The organism is Pseudomonas sp. 300 (assembly GCF_055803035.1).
Genome location: NZ_JAVLRV010000002.1, coordinates 2,794,636 through 2,811,547 on the forward strand (window position 1 = coordinate 2,794,636; position 16,912 = coordinate 2,811,547).

At 60.0% G+C, this 16,912-nt stretch carries 12 protein-coding genes; 3 read left to right on the top strand and 9 right to left on the bottom strand.

What is annotated here, in order from left to right:
• Positions 1-55: 55 nt before the first annotated feature.
• The 9 genes from Q7W83_RS19175 to Q7W83_RS19215 form a co-directional block, all read right to left on the bottom strand.
• Entirely contained in the window at positions 56-3,634 is a 3,579-nt protein-coding gene (locus tag Q7W83_RS19175) for a glycosyltransferase (protein WP_150653810.1), read from the bottom strand.
• A 124-nt stretch (positions 3,635-3,758) separates the two neighbouring features.
• Positions 3,759-5,363: a flagellar hook-associated protein 3 gene (locus Q7W83_RS19180; protein WP_150630260.1), complete on the bottom strand. Its 1,605-nt coding sequence runs from the start codon at positions 5,361-5,363 to the stop codon at positions 3,759-3,761.
• 13 nt (positions 5,364-5,376) lie between these two features.
• On the bottom strand, positions 5,377-7,443 hold the full coding sequence (gene flgK, locus Q7W83_RS19185) for a flagellar hook-associated protein FlgK (protein ID WP_473656518.1): 2,067 nt from the start codon (positions 7,441-7,443) through the stop codon (positions 5,377-5,379).
• Positions 7,444-7,465: 22 nt separating this feature from the next.
• On the bottom strand, positions 7,466-8,752 hold the full coding sequence (gene flgJ / locus Q7W83_RS19190) for a flagellar assembly peptidoglycan hydrolase FlgJ (protein WP_150637675.1): 1,287 nt from the start codon (positions 8,750-8,752) through the stop codon (positions 7,466-7,468).
• A gap of 11 nt (positions 8,753-8,763) precedes the next feature.
• Positions 8,764-9,852: a flagellar basal body P-ring protein FlgI gene (locus tag Q7W83_RS19195; protein WP_191623643.1), complete on the bottom strand. Its 1,089-nt coding sequence runs from the start codon at positions 9,850-9,852 to the stop codon at positions 8,764-8,766.
• Positions 9,853-9,879: 27 nt separating this feature from the next.
• On the bottom strand, positions 9,880-10,575 hold the full coding sequence (gene flgH / locus Q7W83_RS19200; RefSeq protein WP_150630264.1) for a flagellar basal body L-ring protein FlgH: 696 nt from the start codon (positions 10,573-10,575) through the stop codon (positions 9,880-9,882).
• Positions 10,576-10,627: 52 nt separating this feature from the next.
• On the bottom strand, positions 10,628-11,413 hold the full coding sequence (gene flgG, locus Q7W83_RS19205) for a flagellar basal-body rod protein FlgG (RefSeq protein WP_008030483.1): 786 nt from the start codon (positions 11,411-11,413) through the stop codon (positions 10,628-10,630).
• A gap of 45 nt (positions 11,414-11,458) precedes the next feature.
• Entirely contained in the window at positions 11,459-12,199 is a 741-nt protein-coding gene (locus tag Q7W83_RS19210) for a flagellar basal body rod protein FlgF (RefSeq protein WP_008030482.1), read from the bottom strand.
• A gap of 337 nt (positions 12,200-12,536) precedes the next feature.
• A complete protein-coding gene (locus tag Q7W83_RS19215) occupies positions 12,537-14,096 on the bottom strand; it encodes a sigma-54-dependent transcriptional regulator (protein WP_150637673.1) in 1,560 nt (519 codons plus the stop codon).
• Positions 14,097-14,466: 370 nt separating this feature from the next.
• Between Q7W83_RS19215 and phhA the strand changes: the two genes are divergently transcribed.
• From phhA to Q7W83_RS19230, 3 genes are all read left to right on the top strand, one after another.
• Positions 14,467-15,255 (top strand): phenylalanine 4-monooxygenase, encoded by a 789-nt coding sequence (phhA, locus tag Q7W83_RS19220; RefSeq protein ID WP_150637671.1) that lies wholly within the window; start codon positions 14,467-14,469, stop codon positions 15,253-15,255.
• A 104-nt stretch (positions 15,256-15,359) separates the two neighbouring features.
• On the top strand, positions 15,360-15,716 hold the full coding sequence (locus tag Q7W83_RS19225; RefSeq protein ID WP_008030478.1) for a 4a-hydroxytetrahydrobiopterin dehydratase: 357 nt from the start codon (positions 15,360-15,362) through the stop codon (positions 15,714-15,716).
• Entirely contained in the window at positions 15,716-16,909 is a 1,194-nt protein-coding gene (locus tag Q7W83_RS19230) for an amino acid aminotransferase (RefSeq protein WP_150630269.1), read from the top strand. The genes Q7W83_RS19225 and Q7W83_RS19230 overlap by 1 nt, the downstream gene beginning before the upstream one ends.
• Positions 16,910-16,912 lie beyond the last annotated feature (3 nt).

A 16,912-nucleotide genomic window follows, 5' to 3' on the forward strand; every position in this document is an offset into this window, starting at 1 on the left:
GGCTTTGGGTGTATATCCGTTGCCGCAAAAGCGGATATACACCCGATCACAGCGGTCAGTTCGGCAACCAACCCTCAGCCCAATAATTCAGGTTGTTGCCTCGCAGCATATAGTCGCGCAGCACTTCTTCGCGTAACGCGTCACCCATGCGGTAACTCGCGTCCGGGTCAGCCAGGTGCATACGAATCGCCTCAAGCCATTCCTCGGTACCGTTGCTCACCACCTTGGTACACGGCAGATAACCCCGATAAGCCTCGGTGTCGGTACAGATCACCGGGTACCCGCACGCGCCATATTCCAGCAGGCGCAAGTTGCTCTTGCAGTCGTTGAAGATGTGAAACTCCAACGGCGCCAACGCCAGATCAAGGTTCAGGCTGGCCAGTTTGGCCGGGTAAGCCTGCAGACCGACGGCCGGATGAAATTCATGCACGTAGGGCTTGAGTGCTGGCGGGCACATGCCGAAAAACACCCATTCGACTTCATCCGCCAGCAAGCGAACGACATCGGCAATGATCGCCAGATCCCCATCATGGCTGGTCCCACCGCCCCAGCCGACCCTCGGTTTGCGCGACGTGCGTCGCTGACTGCTCAGGCCGGTCCACAGATGCGGAGCGAGCATGTTCGGCACCACGCGAATATCGTCATGCATACCTTTGAGCGCATCGGCCAGCGGCTGGGTCGACACCACCACCCGGTCACACAGCCCGATCGCACGCCGCACGATCTGCTCAACGCCAACGATGGACTTGCGCACGTGAGCATTTTTCTTCGGCACGTCGATGACATAGTCATCAAGCTCGAAGATCCGGAAGGCCCGCGAACTGTTCCTGACCCGCTCGACTTCATTCACCGCACTGTCACTGTAGCGCCCTTGCAGAATGATGACGTCGGGCGACTGACGTTCCAGCTCAATGTCCGAAGGCGTATGGAACGAAAGATTACCGAGCACTTGCCCCGCAGCCTCCAGCTCGAGAAATGGCTGGGTGACACGGTAATGCCCTACAGCGGTCTCGTTGATCGGGATTGCCAGAACCCGTGGCAGCATGTGGCGGGCGAACGGATTCCAATCGTTCTTGAAACCAGGTTCAAGACTGAAATTATTGGTGTTGAGGCTCAGGTTGACGTTGTACGCCGGATCTCTGGCGATGATCGGCAGCCAGCGCTGATAAAACAGCTTGTGCTCAGCCACCAGCGTTGACACCACCGGCCCGCTCTCCGTCTCGGCAGCCACGTGGACCGACTCGGCATACGGCGTCCAGACCACCAGATACCCCTTCTGCCGAACACGCAGACAGAAGTCAGGGCCGCCGAGCCGTTGGGAAAAGGCCTGCTCGTCAAACCCCTGAAGCTCATCGAACACCTGCTTGCGGACCAGCAGGCACTCGGTGCTCACAGCGCTCAAATTCTGCACCGCCTGCTGGCGCTGCATATACCCCGGGGTGGTCATCACCTCCCCGCGCCAAGGCACGCCGACAGGGCCGCGCATCCCCAGCACCAGGGCCGAACCTTCAATACGCCCCTGAGGGTTGACCATCCGGCCACCAACAACCCCCACCTCCGGACGCAATCCGTGATTCAACAATTCGTCTAGCCAGTCGCGGTTGACGATCAGGCTGTCCGGACTGAGCAACAGCACATACTCGCCGCGAACCTGAGCAACCGCGAAGTTCTGCGCCGCAGCCGGGTTATCGGCGTAATCGCAGTGCAGCACGCGCAATTTTTCGCCACCCATTTGCGACATGGCGGCGAGCCAGTCCCGCGCTTCGATCGAGGTGCTGGCGTTGTCCACGATCAACAATTCGTAGTGAGCATACGCCGTGTGCTCAAGCACGCTTTCGATGCAGCGCTGAAGCGGGCCGAGCCGGTCCCGCATCACGACAACGATGGACACCAGCGGCTGAACGCCATGCCGGTAGTCAATTCGATTGATCAGCGGCACGCTGCCTTCGCGGACCTGGTGTGCAGCGCCGATGCGATCAAGGTGCGCAGTCAGTACACGAGCGTTTTGTTCGACCACCTGCGGCAGCGCGAGCCATTGCGACAGGCCGAACGAGGACTCGACCAGCACTTGGGCGACGTGCTCCACGACATGCGCGCCGTGGTTTTCAACGAGACGCCAGACCAGGTCATGAGGACCTAGCTCGGTGAAATCCGGGTCGAATCCACCGGCATCCACAAAGCGCTGGCGCTGAATCGCCAGTGTCCGCCCGATATAGGGATAACTGCGCAACAGGTCCAGATTGAAATCGGACTTGAAGATCGGCTCGACCGACAGGTCATTGCGCAAGCCACCTTCATCGCTGTAGATGCACAGAGCGTCGGCACTCTCGACCATCCGCTCGGCCAAAAGCAGCAAGGCCAGTTCATTCAGGCGATCACCGGCCCGCAGAAGATAGAACCAGTCCGCACTGTCCGCCTGCATCAACAGGCCATTGAGCTGCTCAAGTCCGTCGCCTTGCAAGGTCACACGAATCACGTTACCAGCAAGAGCGCTGGCACGATTTTCACCGCTGAGCACCAAAACCGTTTCGGCGGCATAGACCTGCCGTTCGATGCTTTCCAGTGTGACGCCGAGTGCCGCTTCGTCCGCGTCGGCATCAATCACCACCGGCACAATCCGCGGCTGCCATGCCCAGGAGGCAAGGCGCGTGGGCAACAGGCGCTGCTGGGCCGGGTTGAGGGTGCGACAGGCCAGCCATTGCTGATACACATCAGCGAAGCTGTCACAGTTTTCACCCACCCGCGAACGGATCAGGGTCGCGGAAAAGCCCAGAGAACGACTCAGGGGCATTTCCTCCCAGGCATACGGCTCACCGAGGGCGGCGCTGGCCAGATCGATGTAACGAACGTGCCCTGGCGCAGGTGCCGGCTCGCCGCTGCGCACCGCCAGCATCTGGGTCAGCCAGCCGAGCTCGACCGCCACCGCCTGCTGGACCTCCAATTGATTGCTCATACGCGCCGGGTGCAAGCGTTCGAAACTGAGCACCTGCCCCATTACCGCCAGATTGCCACGACGCAACAGGCAGACGAACAAGGCGAAATCGAGACGGGCGACGAAGCCTTCGCCAATCTGGGTCAATGCCGGCAGATACTCCAGCACCTGATGAGTACGCATCAGGGCGCCACTCAGATTACTGAGGAAGTTGATGGCCGTGCTTTCCAGCACATCCAGCAAATCTTCACCCTTGAACAGCGTATCCCCCGAGGAAAAGCTGGAGTTCTCCAGACGCTCGGGAAGCAGCAAGTAATCGCCGTCGCAATACTGACGCTGGGCAATCACCAGATTCACGTCGTCATGACCAATGAAACCCTGCACCTGACGAGCAATACTCTCAGGCAGCAGCTGATCGTCATCACAGAGAAGCTTGAGATACTCGCCGGTTGCCTGCTCGGCGCAGGCCATCAGATTCCCCTTGAACCCCAGGTGTTGGTCATTGCGCACATAACGCAACGTCACGGTTTTCGGCACCGTGCAAGCCTGGACCAGCTCATGGATTTCGTCGCTGTCGCTGTCGTCACATACGATCACTTCAAGCGACGCATAAGTCTGATTCAGAGCACTTTGCAGCGCCGCCTGAAAGTACAGCGGGTTGTAGGCGGGAATGGCGATGCTGACAAGAGGCGTTGGTTTCACGGCGGGGGAACTCGCGAGCGGCGGGCGCTCACTCTGGAACGAGTAGAGCAACCCTGAACCGCTGAAAAAAGACGGTTTGCACTCGGTGCCTTAACCTCCACACCAACGGCGCGGAGGCTTTGACTCAGACTTTGTTGAACAGCCCCAACTGAGCGATTTTGCTGAACGCCAGTTGCGAGGCCTGCAGCATGGTTTGCTGCAAGGTCAGGCGGGTCATCACCGTGGCCGGGTCCGAATCACGGATCGCCCCCTGGGTCTGCGTGTTGGCCTGCACCAGGCTCTGGTTGATATCGGTCTGGGTCGTCAGCGACGCACCGCGACCACCCACCGAGCTGATGCTGGAGGTCAACTGGTCCATGCCGCTGGCAAGGTTGCCGATGCCCGAACCGATGGCTGCGTTGAGCTTTTGGATGGCCAGCGGATCGTTGTTGGTCGGCGTCGACAGCGCGGTTTTCAGCTGGCTGACGGTGTCCAGAATGTTCTGCGTCTGGTGAGTGTTGACCGTGACGGAGAACTGGTCACCGGCAAGCATCGTCGGTGCCGGCGCGCCGCTCAGCGTAAAGGCAACACCCGATGCGGTGGCGACGTTGCCCGCCAGAACACCACTGGAAACCGGCTTGCTGTTGGCGGTCAGAGGCGCGGCGTACAACTCGAAAGCCGTAGGGCTGGTGAACTTGAGAATCGCCTCGCCCTCCGGAAAGCTGGCGTGGTAGGCGGCACTGTTGGTAATGCTGGTGTTGGTGACGACTTCGCTAGACACGTTGCCCGGAGCACGGGACGCATTGAAGCTGTCCGGCTTGGCCGCCAGGGTGAAGCTGTAGGCATTGGGGGACGGAGGCGCCGGAAACACGGTTGCCGGAACGTCGCCAGCCTTCATGTTGATGTTCAACTTCAGGTCAACGCCACGGAAATTGATCGTCTGTGTGGCAGCACCACCGGAGGAGCTGAACGCGCCATTGCCAGTAGCCTCGGACGTGACGTCATTACCCAGCGAATCGCGAATTTCCAGTTGCGTAGGGCTGAGGACATTCACGGTGTAAGGCTCGCCACTGCGGAATTTGGCGTTGTAGGTCACGTCGGAACCTACCTGACCATTGGAAAGCACCACGCGACCGCCATCGACGAGCGGTGCAGGCGAAGTCATTGTGGTCTGCGTGCGACTGGTGTTGATGGCTTGCTGGAACACAGCCCAACCGGTGCTGTTGGTGGCCATCGACTGGGTGTCGCCAATCGGCAGGTCCAGCGTGACCTGATCACCGTTATAGCTGTAGGTGCCGTCGGTATTGCGCGAGAACGGAACGGTATCGCCCTTGGAACCGGAGAAAATGTATTTGCCGTTTTCGTCCTTGGTGTTCATCAGGCTCAACAGCTGCTCTTCGATCTGGCTGAGCTCCGAAGCGTTGGCCTGGCGGTCGGCATCGGTATAACCGGCGTTGCCGGCACCCAGGGCCAGTTCCTTGGCGCGTTGCAGCACGTTGCCGATGCTGGTCATGACCGCTTCAGTCTGACCCAGCGTGGCTTTGATCGTCGTCATGTTGTTCGAGAACTGATCGAGCATCGAAGCCTGCTGACCTAATTGAAGCAGGCGCGAGGCACCGACGGGATCATCGGCGGCGGTGTTGACGCGAACCAGGCTGCTCGCCTCTTCGCTGCTCTTGACCACGTTGGCGAAGTTCTTCGAATAGTTGGCAGCCGAGGACTCGTAAAACTGGGCGGTAGAAATGCGCATGGGCTACGACTCCTTAAAGACTGTTGATCAGTGTGCTGAAAATTGCCTGCGCAGCCTTGATGATCTGCGAAGACGCGGTGTAGTACTGCTGATACTTGACCAGGTTGCCGGTTTCCTCATCGAGGTCGACACCCGAGAGCGAATCGCGCGCGCCCTTGGCATTCGCCAGGATGGCGCCCGTCGCCGCACTGTCGAGCTTGCCCTGTGCAGCTTTGGAACCCACGCCCTCGACCAGTTTGCCGTAAGCGTCGTTCAGGGAAATGCCTTTGCTGGCCGAACCGGTATCCACGGTCTGCGCGGTCTGCAAGCCGGCCAGAGCGGTGCCGTTACGGTTGTCCAGGCTGCCAGGCTGACTGAGCGAGACGTTGATGGCCGCGCCGCTGCTCGGCGCGCCAGCGAAGGTCATGCTGAAGGTCGCGGTGTACTGAGTGGCAGGCGCAGGCGGGATCGGCGCACCCGTGGCATCCTTGAGCGGAATGCTCAGGTTCAGGGTGTTGCTCTCACCTGGCTTGATGGTGCCGCCGCTGATCAAACCGCCATTGGCATCCAGGAACTGGTAGGCCTGGCTGGTGCCGTCGGCGGACACCGCACCAAATACCAGCTTGGTCGGTGTGGAGTTTTTCAGGCCGTTCTGCATCGCGGTGGCGGTCACCGCGTCGTAGATATCGAATTTGGTCGTCAGGGTCGGTTGACCGCTGGCCGGGATCGTCAGGGTGCCGCTGCCACTGCCGCTCGCTGCAATAGCCGCGCCCAGCGGTGCCGCGATGGCCAGACGCTTGGAGTCGGTCATCTCGGTCTTGATGTTCGCCGCCGCATCGCGGGTCGGGGTGATCCTGAAGGAGTCGCCCGCCGTGGCAGAAGCCGCATTGAACTTCAGCTCGACGCCGTCGATGACCGCGGCCGTGGCCGGCGGCGCCGTGCTGAAAGAGCCCATGGGCGTGTTGTCCGGCAGGCGCTGAACGGTGTAATCGGTGGCGGTGGTGAACGTGACCTTGTAATCGTTGATGGTCAGCTTGCCGGTGTCCTTGATGCTCACATCAAAGTTGCCGGCGCCCCCGTTGTTCAGGCTGGCGACGCTGCGTTCAGAGACCAGCTTGGCCGAATTGATATTGTTGAACAGGTTCGAACCGAAGTCACCGTTCTTGTCGATGCCCTGGGCCTGGAGACTGTTCATCTGGTCGGCGACGACCAGGGCCACACGGCCCAATTCGTTCATGGCCGGGTCCAGCACGGTGCTGCGATAACGCAGCAGCCCGCCGATCTCGCCGCCAGTCATGATCGCGGTGATATCAATGGTGCTCGAACCACGATTGAGTTGCAGCGACAAGCGGCCCGGATCGTCTTTGCCCGGTACCACTTCAAGTTTACTGGCCGTGTTACCCATGACCAGCGGCTGACCGCTGCCCAGATAAATGTCGAGACTGCCTTCACGCTCAACGACCTGCGCGCCGGTGAAGGTGGACAGCTGACGCACGGTTTCGTTACGCGCATCAAGCAGATCGTTGGGCATGCCACCGGAGTTGGAAACCTCGGAGATCTTCTGATTCAACTGCGCCACGGTAGCGGCCAGCTTGTTGACCTGATCGGCCATGTTCGTCAGGTTGCCGTTGATATTGGCATTCTGCTCGGTCAGCTGTTTGGACATCGAGTTGAAACGGTTGCTCAAGGCCTGAGCGTCGCTCAGCAACAACTGGCGGGAAGCATCGTCACCCGGCTTGGCATTGACGTTCTGCACCGAGGCAAAGAACTTGGTCAGTGCGCCGTTCAGACCCGTGCTGGTGTCAGAGAGCAATTTGTCCAGCGGCGTGACCTGATTCAGGTAGGCGGCCGAATCGCTGTTGAGCGAAGTGGTGGTCTGCAACTGCGCATCGAGGTAGCTGTTGTACACGCGACGCACATCGGCCAGGGTCGTGCCGGTGCCGATGAAGACATTGCCGAACTGCTGCGAGGCCTTGGTGCCCTGCACTGTTTGCTGGCGGGAGTACCCGGCGGTGTCGACGTTGGCAATGTTGTTGCCGGTGGTCATCAACGAGGATTGGCCAGCGGCCAGACCCGACATCCCGATATTGAGCAAACTCATGGTTCGACCTTAATCCTTGTGCCTATAAAGGCGTGGTGGAAACGCCCGCCGCAGCGTAGTTCTGGTAACTCGTCATCTGCTTGGCTATCTGCGAAATCTTGCTCGCGTAGTCGGGGTCGGTTGCGTAACCGGCCTTTTGCAACTCGCGTACAAACTGTTCTGGGTTATCGGCCGACTTCACGACATCTTGATAGCGATTGTTGGTTTGCAACAAAGTCACAAGGTCATGGAAGCTGTCCTTGTAAGAGTCGTAGGAACGGAACTCGGCCGTCTCCTTGACCATCGCGCCATTCCTGAATTCGCTGGTGATCGCCCGTGCCGAATTGCCCGTCCAGTTGCTGCTGGCCTTGATGCCGAACAGGTTGTGGCTGCTGCTGCCATCCTGGGCGCGCATGACCGATTTGCCCCAGCCAGTTTCCAGCGCCGCCTGAGCCACCAGGTAACGCGGATCGACGCCGATGCGCTCGGCGGCTTCCTTGGCCATCGGCAACATGGTGTTGACGAACTGGTCGGCAGAACTGAAGGCTTTTTTCGCGGGCGCCAACGGTATCTGAGCGATGGCTCGCCCATGAATCTGCAAGCCGGCGCTCGATGCCGCTTGCGCAGTGGCCAGCCAGTCACCATTGAACAAAGGCCCCGATCCGGTCGGCACAGTGCGCTCGGGCAATCGAGTGCCGGGGAGCTTCGCGGCGGTCGTCGTCGCCGAAGGCACCAGGCCTGCCAGCAAACGATCAGCCAGCTTCGGTGGCAACGCCAGGCGCCGCTGATTGATCAGCGCCATGTCGTTGCGATGAGCACCCTCGCCTGCCGCCTGTGGAGCGCTGATCGAGCGCGAAGCCCACAACGGACGCTGGCCATTGACTCGCGACAGCGGCCCATTGGTGGCGGTCGTGCCGGCAGCTATCGGCGTCTGCGCCGCCGCTTTGGCCGCTTCCTGCTTGGCCGCCGACAGCGTTGCCGCTTCGCCCGGCGCCAGTGGTTTGTTCTTCGACATCTGCCGCATCAGCACGTCCGCCAGACCAATACCACCGCCTTCGCGGGACATGGAAACGGCCAGCTGCTGGTCGTACATTTCCTGGTACTGCTTGGCTGCCGGAGTGTTGAGCGGATTACCCTCACCCAGCGTGTCGGTCGCCTTGCGCATGGACTTGAGCATTTCACCGAGAAACAGCGACTCGAACTCCTGCGCCACTTTGCGCAGGTTTTCGTCACTGTTCTTGTCGCCGACCTTGAGCTGGTTCAGGCGGTTGAGGTCCGAGTAGGAACCCGAATCCGCACTGCTGACCAGACCACTCTTGTACATATCCATGGTCGCCGGCCTCAGATCACGATCAGGTCGGCTTGCAACGCGCCGGCCTGTTTCAGTGCTTCAAGGATTGCCATCAAGTCACCTGGCGCCGCGCCGACCTGGTTCACCGCACGCACGATCTCGTCGAGGGTGGTGCCCGGGCCGAACTTGAACATCGGTTTGGCTTCCTGCTGAGCATTGACCCGCGAGCGCGGCACGACAGCGGTCTGACCATTGGACAGAGGGCCTGGCTGGCTGACGATCGGGTCTTCGGTGATGGTCACGGTCAGGCTGCCGTGAGTCACGGCGGCCGGGGACACCTTGACGTTCTGGCCGATCACGATGGTGCCGGTGCGGGAGTTGATGATGACTTTCGCCACCGCTTGACCCGGATCGACTTCAAGGTTCTCGATGATCGACAAATAGTCGACGCGCTGACTCGGATCGAGTGGCGCACTGACGCGAATCGAACCGCCATCGATGGCCTGGGCAACGCCAGGGCCGAGCAGGTCGTTGATCTTGTCGACGATGCGCTTGGCGGTGGTGAAGTCGGAACGGTTGAGGTTCAACGTCAGGCTGTTGCCCTGGTTGAAACCGCTCGGCACCGAACGCTCGACCGATGCACCACCAGGGATGCGGCCGGCCGACGGAACGTTGACGGTGATCTTCGAACCGTCGCGACCTTCAGCATCAAAACCGCCGACCACCAGGTTGCCCTGGGCGATCGCGTAGACGTTGCCGTCGATACCCTTGAGCGGCGTCAGCAGCAAGGTGCCGCCACGCAGACTCTTGGAGTTACCGATGGAGGCCACGGTGATATCCACCTGCTGACCCGGCTTGGCGAAGGCCGGCAAATCGGCACTGATCGACACTGCCGCGACGTTCTTCAACTGCACGTTGCCGGAACCGGCCGGCACCTTGATGCCGAACTGCGAGAGCATGTTGTTGAAGGTTTGCAGGGTGAACGGGGTTTGCGTCGTCTGGTCGCCGGTGCCGTTAAGCCCGACCACCAGGCCGTAACCGATCAATTGGTTGGAACGTACGCCGGAAATACTGGCGATATCCTTCAGCCGCTCGGCTTGAGCGTTGAAGGCCGCAGACAGCAAAAGCGCGGCCACCATGAGGCTTTTGAAATTCAACGTGGCCACCTAGAAAGGGAACAGCGGGCTGAGGAAGAAACGGTCGAACCAGCCTGGCTGACTCGCATCGGCAAACGAACCGGTGCCCGAATAGGTGATGCGTGCATCGGCGATACGCGTTGACGAAACCGTGTTGTCGGTGGCGATGTCATCGGCCCGGACCAGGCCGGCGATTCGCACCAGCTCATCACCGGTATTGAGGGTCATCCACTTCTCGCCACGCACAGCAATGATGCCGTTGGGCAAGACGTCGGCCACCGTCACGGTGATCGAACCGGTCAGGCTGTTGCCCTGACCGGCCTTGCTGTCACCCTTGGTCGCGCGGTCGCCGCTGTAACTCGCATTCAGCGTCAGGTCCCCGTCACTCAATGGATTGTTGGTGTTGGGGATTGCGCCGAACAACGACGTCAGGCCAATGCCGGCCTTGCTGTTCTTGGCCACTTGCGAGTTGGCGTTTTTACTGGCTTGGGTTCTTTCGTTCAGGGTGATGGTGATGATGTCACCGACCCGGAACGCCTTGCGGTCGCTGTACAGGTTCTGTTCGAAACCGGCCTGGTAGATCGAGCCATTATTCGCGGCGGCCGGCAACGGCGTACGCGGCAACACCGGGGCGTAGTAAGGGTCATTGGGCTTGGGCGTCGGACCGACGCAACCCGCCAGCGCGGCGACGCCACTCAGTGCCAGGACAGATACAAAGCGATTCATGACCCTACCTCACGGTGTTGCAGGCGACCTCATGGCCGCCTCATAGACTTGATTACAGATTCTGCGTTACGAACGAGAGCATCTGGTCGGCGGTGGAGATCACCTTGGAGTTCATCTCGTAGGCGCGCTGAGTGGTGATCATGTTGACCATCTCTTCAACGGTGCTGACGTTGGAGGTTTCCAGGGTGTTCTGCAGCGTGGTGCCGAAACCGGCCAGGCCTGGCGTGCCGACTTGCGGCGCACCGCTGGCGGCAGTTTCCAGGAACAGGTTGTTACCCACCGCTTGCAGGCCGGCCGGGTTGATGAAGTCGGCGGTTTGCAGGTTGCCGATCACCTGGGACGCCGGGTTACCGGCAACGGTGATGGACACGGTGCCGTCACGACCGACCGTAAAGGTCTGAGCGTCGTTCGGGATGACAATGGCCGGTTCCAGGGCGAAACCGCTGGCGTTGACGATCTGACCGTTGGAGTCGAGGTGGAACGTACCGTCACGGGTGTAGGACGTGGTGCCGTCCGGTTGCAGGATCTGGAAGAAACCGCGACCGTCGATGGCCATGTCCAACGGTTGTTCGGTGGTTTGCAGGCTGCCGGCGTTGAAATTTTTCTGGGTGCCGACAATGCGCACACCGGTACCCAATTGCAGACCCGACGGCAGTTCGCTGTCCTGGGTCGACTGGGCGCCAGGCTGGCGTTTGATCTGGTACAGCAGGTCCTGGAACTCGGCGCGGTCACGTTTGAAACCCGTGGTCGACACGTTCGCCAGGTTGTTGGAAATGGTCGTCAGGTTGGTGTCCTGGGCGGACAGACCTGTTTTGGCAACCCATAGAGCCGGAAGCATTCGATTCTCCTCGTGCGCCTGTTTTACGGCGCGACGTTCTGATAATTAGCTGATCTGCAAGACCCGAGCCATGGCCTGGTCGTCATCTTTGGCGGTGTTCATCATCTTGATGTGCAGCTCGAACTGCTTGGCCAGGGCCAGTACCGAGGTCATCTCTTCCACGGCATTGACGTTGCTCGACTCAAGGAACCCGGACACCAGCTTGACGTTGGCATCGGCTTGCGCCGGCTTGCCGTCCTTGGTGTGGATCGAACCGTCCAGGCCTTTGGTCATGTTCTTGAAGTCCGGGTTGACCAGCTTGATGCGGTCGACTTCGGCCATCACGCGCGGGCCTTCACCCATCGCACGAATGCTGACAGTGCCATCTTCACCCACTTCGATTTGCTGCTCGGGCGGCACGGAAATCGGCCCGCCATTGCCCATCACCGGCATACCGTTGCCGGCCCGCAGCACGCCCAGCGCGTCAACGTTCAGGCTGCCGGTGCGCACGTAGCTCTCACCGCCATCCGGGTTCTGCACCGCGATCCAGCCGTTGCCCTGCACCGCGACGTCGAGGTCGCGGCCGGTTTGTACCAGGGAGCCCGCGGAGAAGTCGGTGGCCGGACGTTCGGACATCGCAAACGCACGCGCCGGAAAGCTGTCACCGAACACGGGCATCGAACGCGCCTGCTCCAGGTCTTTCTGGAAGCCGTTGGTGGAGATGTTCGCCAGGTTGTTCGCATGAGCCTTCTGCGCCAGTGCATTCTGGCTGGCGCCGGTCATTGCCACATAAAGGTACTTGTCCACACTCTTTCCTCTGCATGCCGGACGTTTGCCGCCCACCGCTGTACTGCTGAGCCATAAGCAATTTGCAGACCAACTTTTTTCTGGCGGCGCGGGGCCCGGCAAACAAAGGACTTGAGGGGTTCAGAGGGGAATGAGGGATTGTGTCAAAGACGAAAAACCGGCGGTGTTATGCCGTTATGTGGCAAGGCTTGACCCAGGTGCCAACAGTGCTGACGCCTTCGCGGGCATGCCCGCTCCCACAGAGTTGTCGGGTGCCCACAGATTTTGAATCCATTGACAATCCCTGTGGGAGCGGGCTTGCCCGCGATGAGGCCAGCAAAATCAATGCAAGAGCCCGCTAAGACTCACTCTTGCCGACTTCATACTCACGCAATTTGTTGGCAATGGTCGTGTGCGAAACCCCCAACCGCTTACCCAATTGCCGACTGCTCGGATGCTCGGAATACAAACGCTCCAGCACCGCTTTTTCAAAGCGCCCGACAATCGCATCCAGTCCGCCTTCGAGTGAAAAATCGCCAAGCGGCTGACGCACGCCATAGTCTGGCAGTCGAATATGTTCAGCCTTGACCGTCCCGCCCTCGCACAACGAAACCGCCTGGAACAACACGTTTTCCAACTGTCGGACGTTGCCCGGCCAGTGATAGTGACTGAGCCGGTCCATCGCCGCCGGCGCCAGTTTCGGCAGCGGGCAACCGATTTGCCGACTGGCTTGATCAAGGAAATGCTCCACCAGTGGCGTCAAACCATCCAGGCATTCGCGCAGTGGCGGAATGTGCAGCGAAAGCACATTCAAACGGTGATACAAATCCTGGCGAAACTCGCCACGGGCGCACAATTCCGACAGGTCGACCTGCGTGGCACAGATCACTCGCACATCGAGATAGACCTCTTCATCACTGCCTACACGACGGAAGCAACCGTCCTGCAGGAAGCGCAGCAGCTTCACCTGTAGCCGCGGACTCATTTCTCCCACGCCGTCGAGAAACAGCGTACCGCCCGCCGTCAACTCCAGCAGCCCGAGCTTGCCTTCCGCCCGCGCCCCTTCAAACGCACCCGGGCCGTAGCCAAACAATTCAGTCTCGGCCATGGACTCCGGCAGACCGGCGCAATTGAGCGCCATCAGCGGTGACTGCCCCCGCGGGCTGGCCAGGTGGCAGGCCCGCGCCAGCAATTCCTTGCCGGTTCCGGTTTCGCCTTCTATCAATAGCGGCGCATCCAGCGGCGCCATGCGCCGGGCTTCACGCACCACCGCGGCCATGACTTTCGAGCTCTGGAAGATGCTGTCGAACCCACGCAACTCCTGTTTGCGCACGTTATAAATGCGCTCCCCTACCCGGTCGGCACGATGCAGCGTCAGCACCGCGCCGGCCATGGCCTCGCTGTCGTCATGCTCCGATTGCAGCGGCGCGATGTCGGCAAGAAAAACGTCGCCCTTGACCTTGACCCGCAGCCCGTTGATCCGAGATTTGTTGGCGCGCACCAACTCCGGTAAATCGAAATCCTCGGCATAACGCGACAAGGGAATCCCCGGCACCTCGTCGACACGCACCCCGAGCAACTGCGCTGCCGCGCGGTTGGCCGCGACGATCGAGCCACCCATGTCGATCGACAACACCGGAAACTCCAGGGCGCCGAGCAAGGCATTGAGCTCCATGTGCCGACGCTCGCTGGGCATCAGCCCTACCCGCTTGACGCCAAAGACCCCGGCAATCGATTCAAATTTCGGACGCAGTGCCTGGAACTGAATGTTGATCAGGTTCGGGCAATGCAGGTAGATCGCGTTGCCATGCTCGCCACCCACTTCACCACGAGCGACGTTGATCCCGTACTCGACGAGCAAGTTGAGAATGTCGCGCAGGATGCCGATGCGGTTCTGGCAGTGGACTTTGATACGCATATAAAAGACCTGATAAACGATGATTGACCTGTGGGAGCCAGCCTGCTGGCGATGGCGTCGCATCAGGCGATGTGGATGTCGAATGACACACCGCTATCGCCAGCAGGCTGGCTCCCACAGGGTTAGCGCCCGATTTTTCTGATGGGGCGCTCAGATGGCCGTCAAGATTATGTGACAGCCAAAGCGCTTTTCAAACCCGAGAATCTCAGCAACTACGCGGTAGTCGCCAATTCGTAACGAAAACTTTACGTTTTTCGCGGCTCTTTCCTACAGGGAGCGTCGATCACCTACTGCAATGCCGCAATCATTGGGGTATTCCTAAGTCATAGCAGGACATAACAAGAACGAAATCCCCTAGCAGGAGAGCAGCATGAAGCAGACGCACTACGTGGCTCGCGAGCCCGATGCGCAAGGTTTTATCGACTACCCCGCTGAAGAACACGCGGTGTGGAACACGCTGATCACTCGCCAACTGAAAGTGATCGAAGGGCGTGCGTGCCAGGAATACCTGGACGGTATCGAGAAACTCGGTCTGCCCCACGACCGCATTCCGCAACTCGGCGAAATCAACAAAGTCCTCGGTGAAACCACCGGCTGGCAGGTTGCCCGAGTACCCGCGCTGATTCCTTTCCAGACCTTCTTTGAATTACTGGCGAACAAGCAGTTTCCGGTGGCGACGTTTATTCGTACCCGCGAAGAGTTGGACTACCTGCAAGAACCGGATATTTTCCACGAGATCTTTGGCCACTGCCCGCTGCTGACCAACCCGTGGTTTGCCGAATTCACCCACACCTACGGCAAACTCGGCCTACAGGCTTCCAAGGAGGAACGCGTGTACCTGGCGCGCTTGTACTGGATGACCATCGAGTTCGGCCTGGTCGAGACGCCAGAAGGCCAGCGCATTTACGGTGGCGGCATTCTGTCCTCACCGAAAGAAACCGTTTACAGCCTGTCGGACGAACCTGAGCATCAGGCCTTCGATCCGCTGGAATGCATGCGCACGCCGTACCGCATCGACATCCTGCAACCGTTGTATTTCGTCTTGCCAAACCTCAAGCGTTTGTTCGACCTCGCCCATGAAGACATCATGGGCATGGTCAAGCAAGGTATGCAGCTGGGTTTGCACGCGCCTAAATTTCCGCCAAAAAAAGCCGCGTGATCCGCAGCTTTTAGAATCAAGTGAGCCTGTCAGGAAGCGACGCTTTGGTTTAGCGTGGTTGCACTGACGGCCGATTGCCAATCATTCGAATTCAGGAACAGATCATGTCCACATTGAACCAAGCCCATTGCGAAGCCTGCCGCGCCGATGCCCCTCAGGTCAGCGACGAAGAGTTGCCGGTACTGATCAAGCAGATCCCGGACTGGAACATCGAAGTTCGCGACAGCGTTATGCAGCTGGAAAAGGTTTTCCTGTTCAAGAACTTCAAACACGCGCTGGCGTTCACCAACGCGGTCGGGGAAATCTCCGAAGCTGAAGGTCACCACCCGGGCCTGTTGACCGAGTGGGGCAAAGTCACCGTGACCTGGTGGAGCCACTCGATCAAGGGCCTGCACCGCAACGACTTCATCATGGCCGCGCGCACTGACGAAGTGGCCAAGGACGCCGAGGGCCGCAAATAATGCATTTCGACGCCATCGGTCGAGTACCCGGCGACCCGATCCTGGGCCTGATGGAGGCCTATGCGCAGGACCCCAACCCGCGCAAATTCGACCTTGGCGTGGGTGTCTATAAGGATGCCTTCGGCCTGACGCCGATTCCCCAGGCAGTGAAGCTCGCCGAGCAGCGCCTGGTGGATCGCCAGACCACTAAGACCTACATCGGCGGTCACGGCGAACCGGCGTTCGGCAAAGCCATCAATGAGTTGGTGCTCGGCGCCGACTCTGCGTTGATCGCCGAACAACGGGCCGGGGCCACCCAGACGCCGGGCGGCACCGGTGCGTTGCGCTTGAGCGCGGACTTCATCGCCCAGTGCCTGCCGGGCCGTGGCGTGTGGCTGAGCAACCCGACCTGGCCGATCCACGAAACCATTTTTGCCACGGCCGGGGTCAAGGTTAATCATTACCCCTATGTCGGCAGCGACAACCGTCTCGATGTTGAAGCGATGCTGGCGGCGCTCAACGAAGCACCTGAGGGTGACGTCGTTTTGCTGCACGCTTGCTGCCACAACCCGACCGGTTTCGATCTGTCCCATGACGATTGGCACCGCGTGCTCGACGTCGTGCGCCATCGCAATCTGGTGCCGCTGATTGACTTCGCCTACCAGGGTTTCGGCGACGGGTTGGAGCAGGATGCATGGTCGACCCGGTTGTTCGCAGCTGAACTGCCGGAAGTGCTGATCACCAGTTCCTGCTCGAAAAACTTCGGCCTGTACCGCGACCGCACGGGGGCCTTGATTGTCTGCGCGAAGACCGCTGACAAACTGGTCGATATCCGCAGCCAACTGGCCAATATCGCCCGCAACTTGTGGTCGACTCCGCCGGATCACGGTGCTGCCGTGGTGGCGACGATCCTCGGCGACCCAGAACTGAAAAGCCTTTGGGCCGACGAGGTGGAAGCCATGCGCTTGCGTATTGCCCAACTGCGCAGCGGTCTGGTCGAGGCGCTGGAACCTCATGGTTTGCGCGAGCGCTTTGCGCACATTGGTGTGCAACGCGGGATGTTTTCCTACACCGGATTAACACCTGACCAGGTTAAACAGTTGCGTGATCATCACAGCGTTTACATGGTCGGTACCGGCCGCGCGAACGTGGCGGGGATTGATGCCACGCGCCTGGATTTGCTGGCCGAAGCCATCGCAGAAGTCTGCAAATAACCC

Bases quoted from the DNA above. Each gene is read 5' to 3' on its own strand.
- flgH (WP_150630264.1), bottom strand. From the start codon at position 10,575: ATGAATCGCTTTGTATCTGTCCTGGCACTGAGTGGCGTCGCCGCGCTG.
- Q7W83_RS19225 (WP_008030478.1), top strand. From the start codon at position 15,360: ATGTCCACATTGAACCAAGCCCATTGCGAAGCCTGCCGCGCCGATGCC.
- flgG (WP_008030483.1), bottom strand. From the start codon at position 11,413: ATGCTTCCGGCTCTATGGGTTGCCAAAACAGGTCTGTCCGCCCAGGAC.
- phhA (WP_150637671.1), top strand. From the start codon at position 14,467: ATGAAGCAGACGCACTACGTGGCTCGCGAGCCCGATGCGCAAGGTTTT.
- Q7W83_RS19195 (WP_191623643.1), bottom strand. From the start codon at position 9,852: ATGGTGGCCGCGCTTTTGCTGTCTGCGGCCTTCAACGCTCAAGCCGAG.
- flgJ (WP_150637675.1), bottom strand. From the start codon at position 8,752: ATGGATATGTACAAGAGTGGTCTGGTCAGCAGTGCGGATTCGGGTTCC.
- Q7W83_RS19230 (WP_150630269.1), top strand. From the start codon at position 15,716: ATGCATTTCGACGCCATCGGTCGAGTACCCGGCGACCCGATCCTGGGC.
- Q7W83_RS19215 (WP_150637673.1), bottom strand. From the start codon at position 14,096: ATGCGTATCAAAGTCCACTGCCAGAACCGCATCGGCATCCTGCGCGAC.
- flgK (WP_473656518.1), bottom strand. From the start codon at position 7,443: ATGAGTTTGCTCAATATCGGGATGTCGGGTCTGGCCGCTGGCCAATCC.
- Q7W83_RS19180 (WP_150630260.1), bottom strand. From the start codon at position 5,363: ATGCGCATTTCTACCGCCCAGTTTTACGAGTCCTCGGCTGCCAACTAT.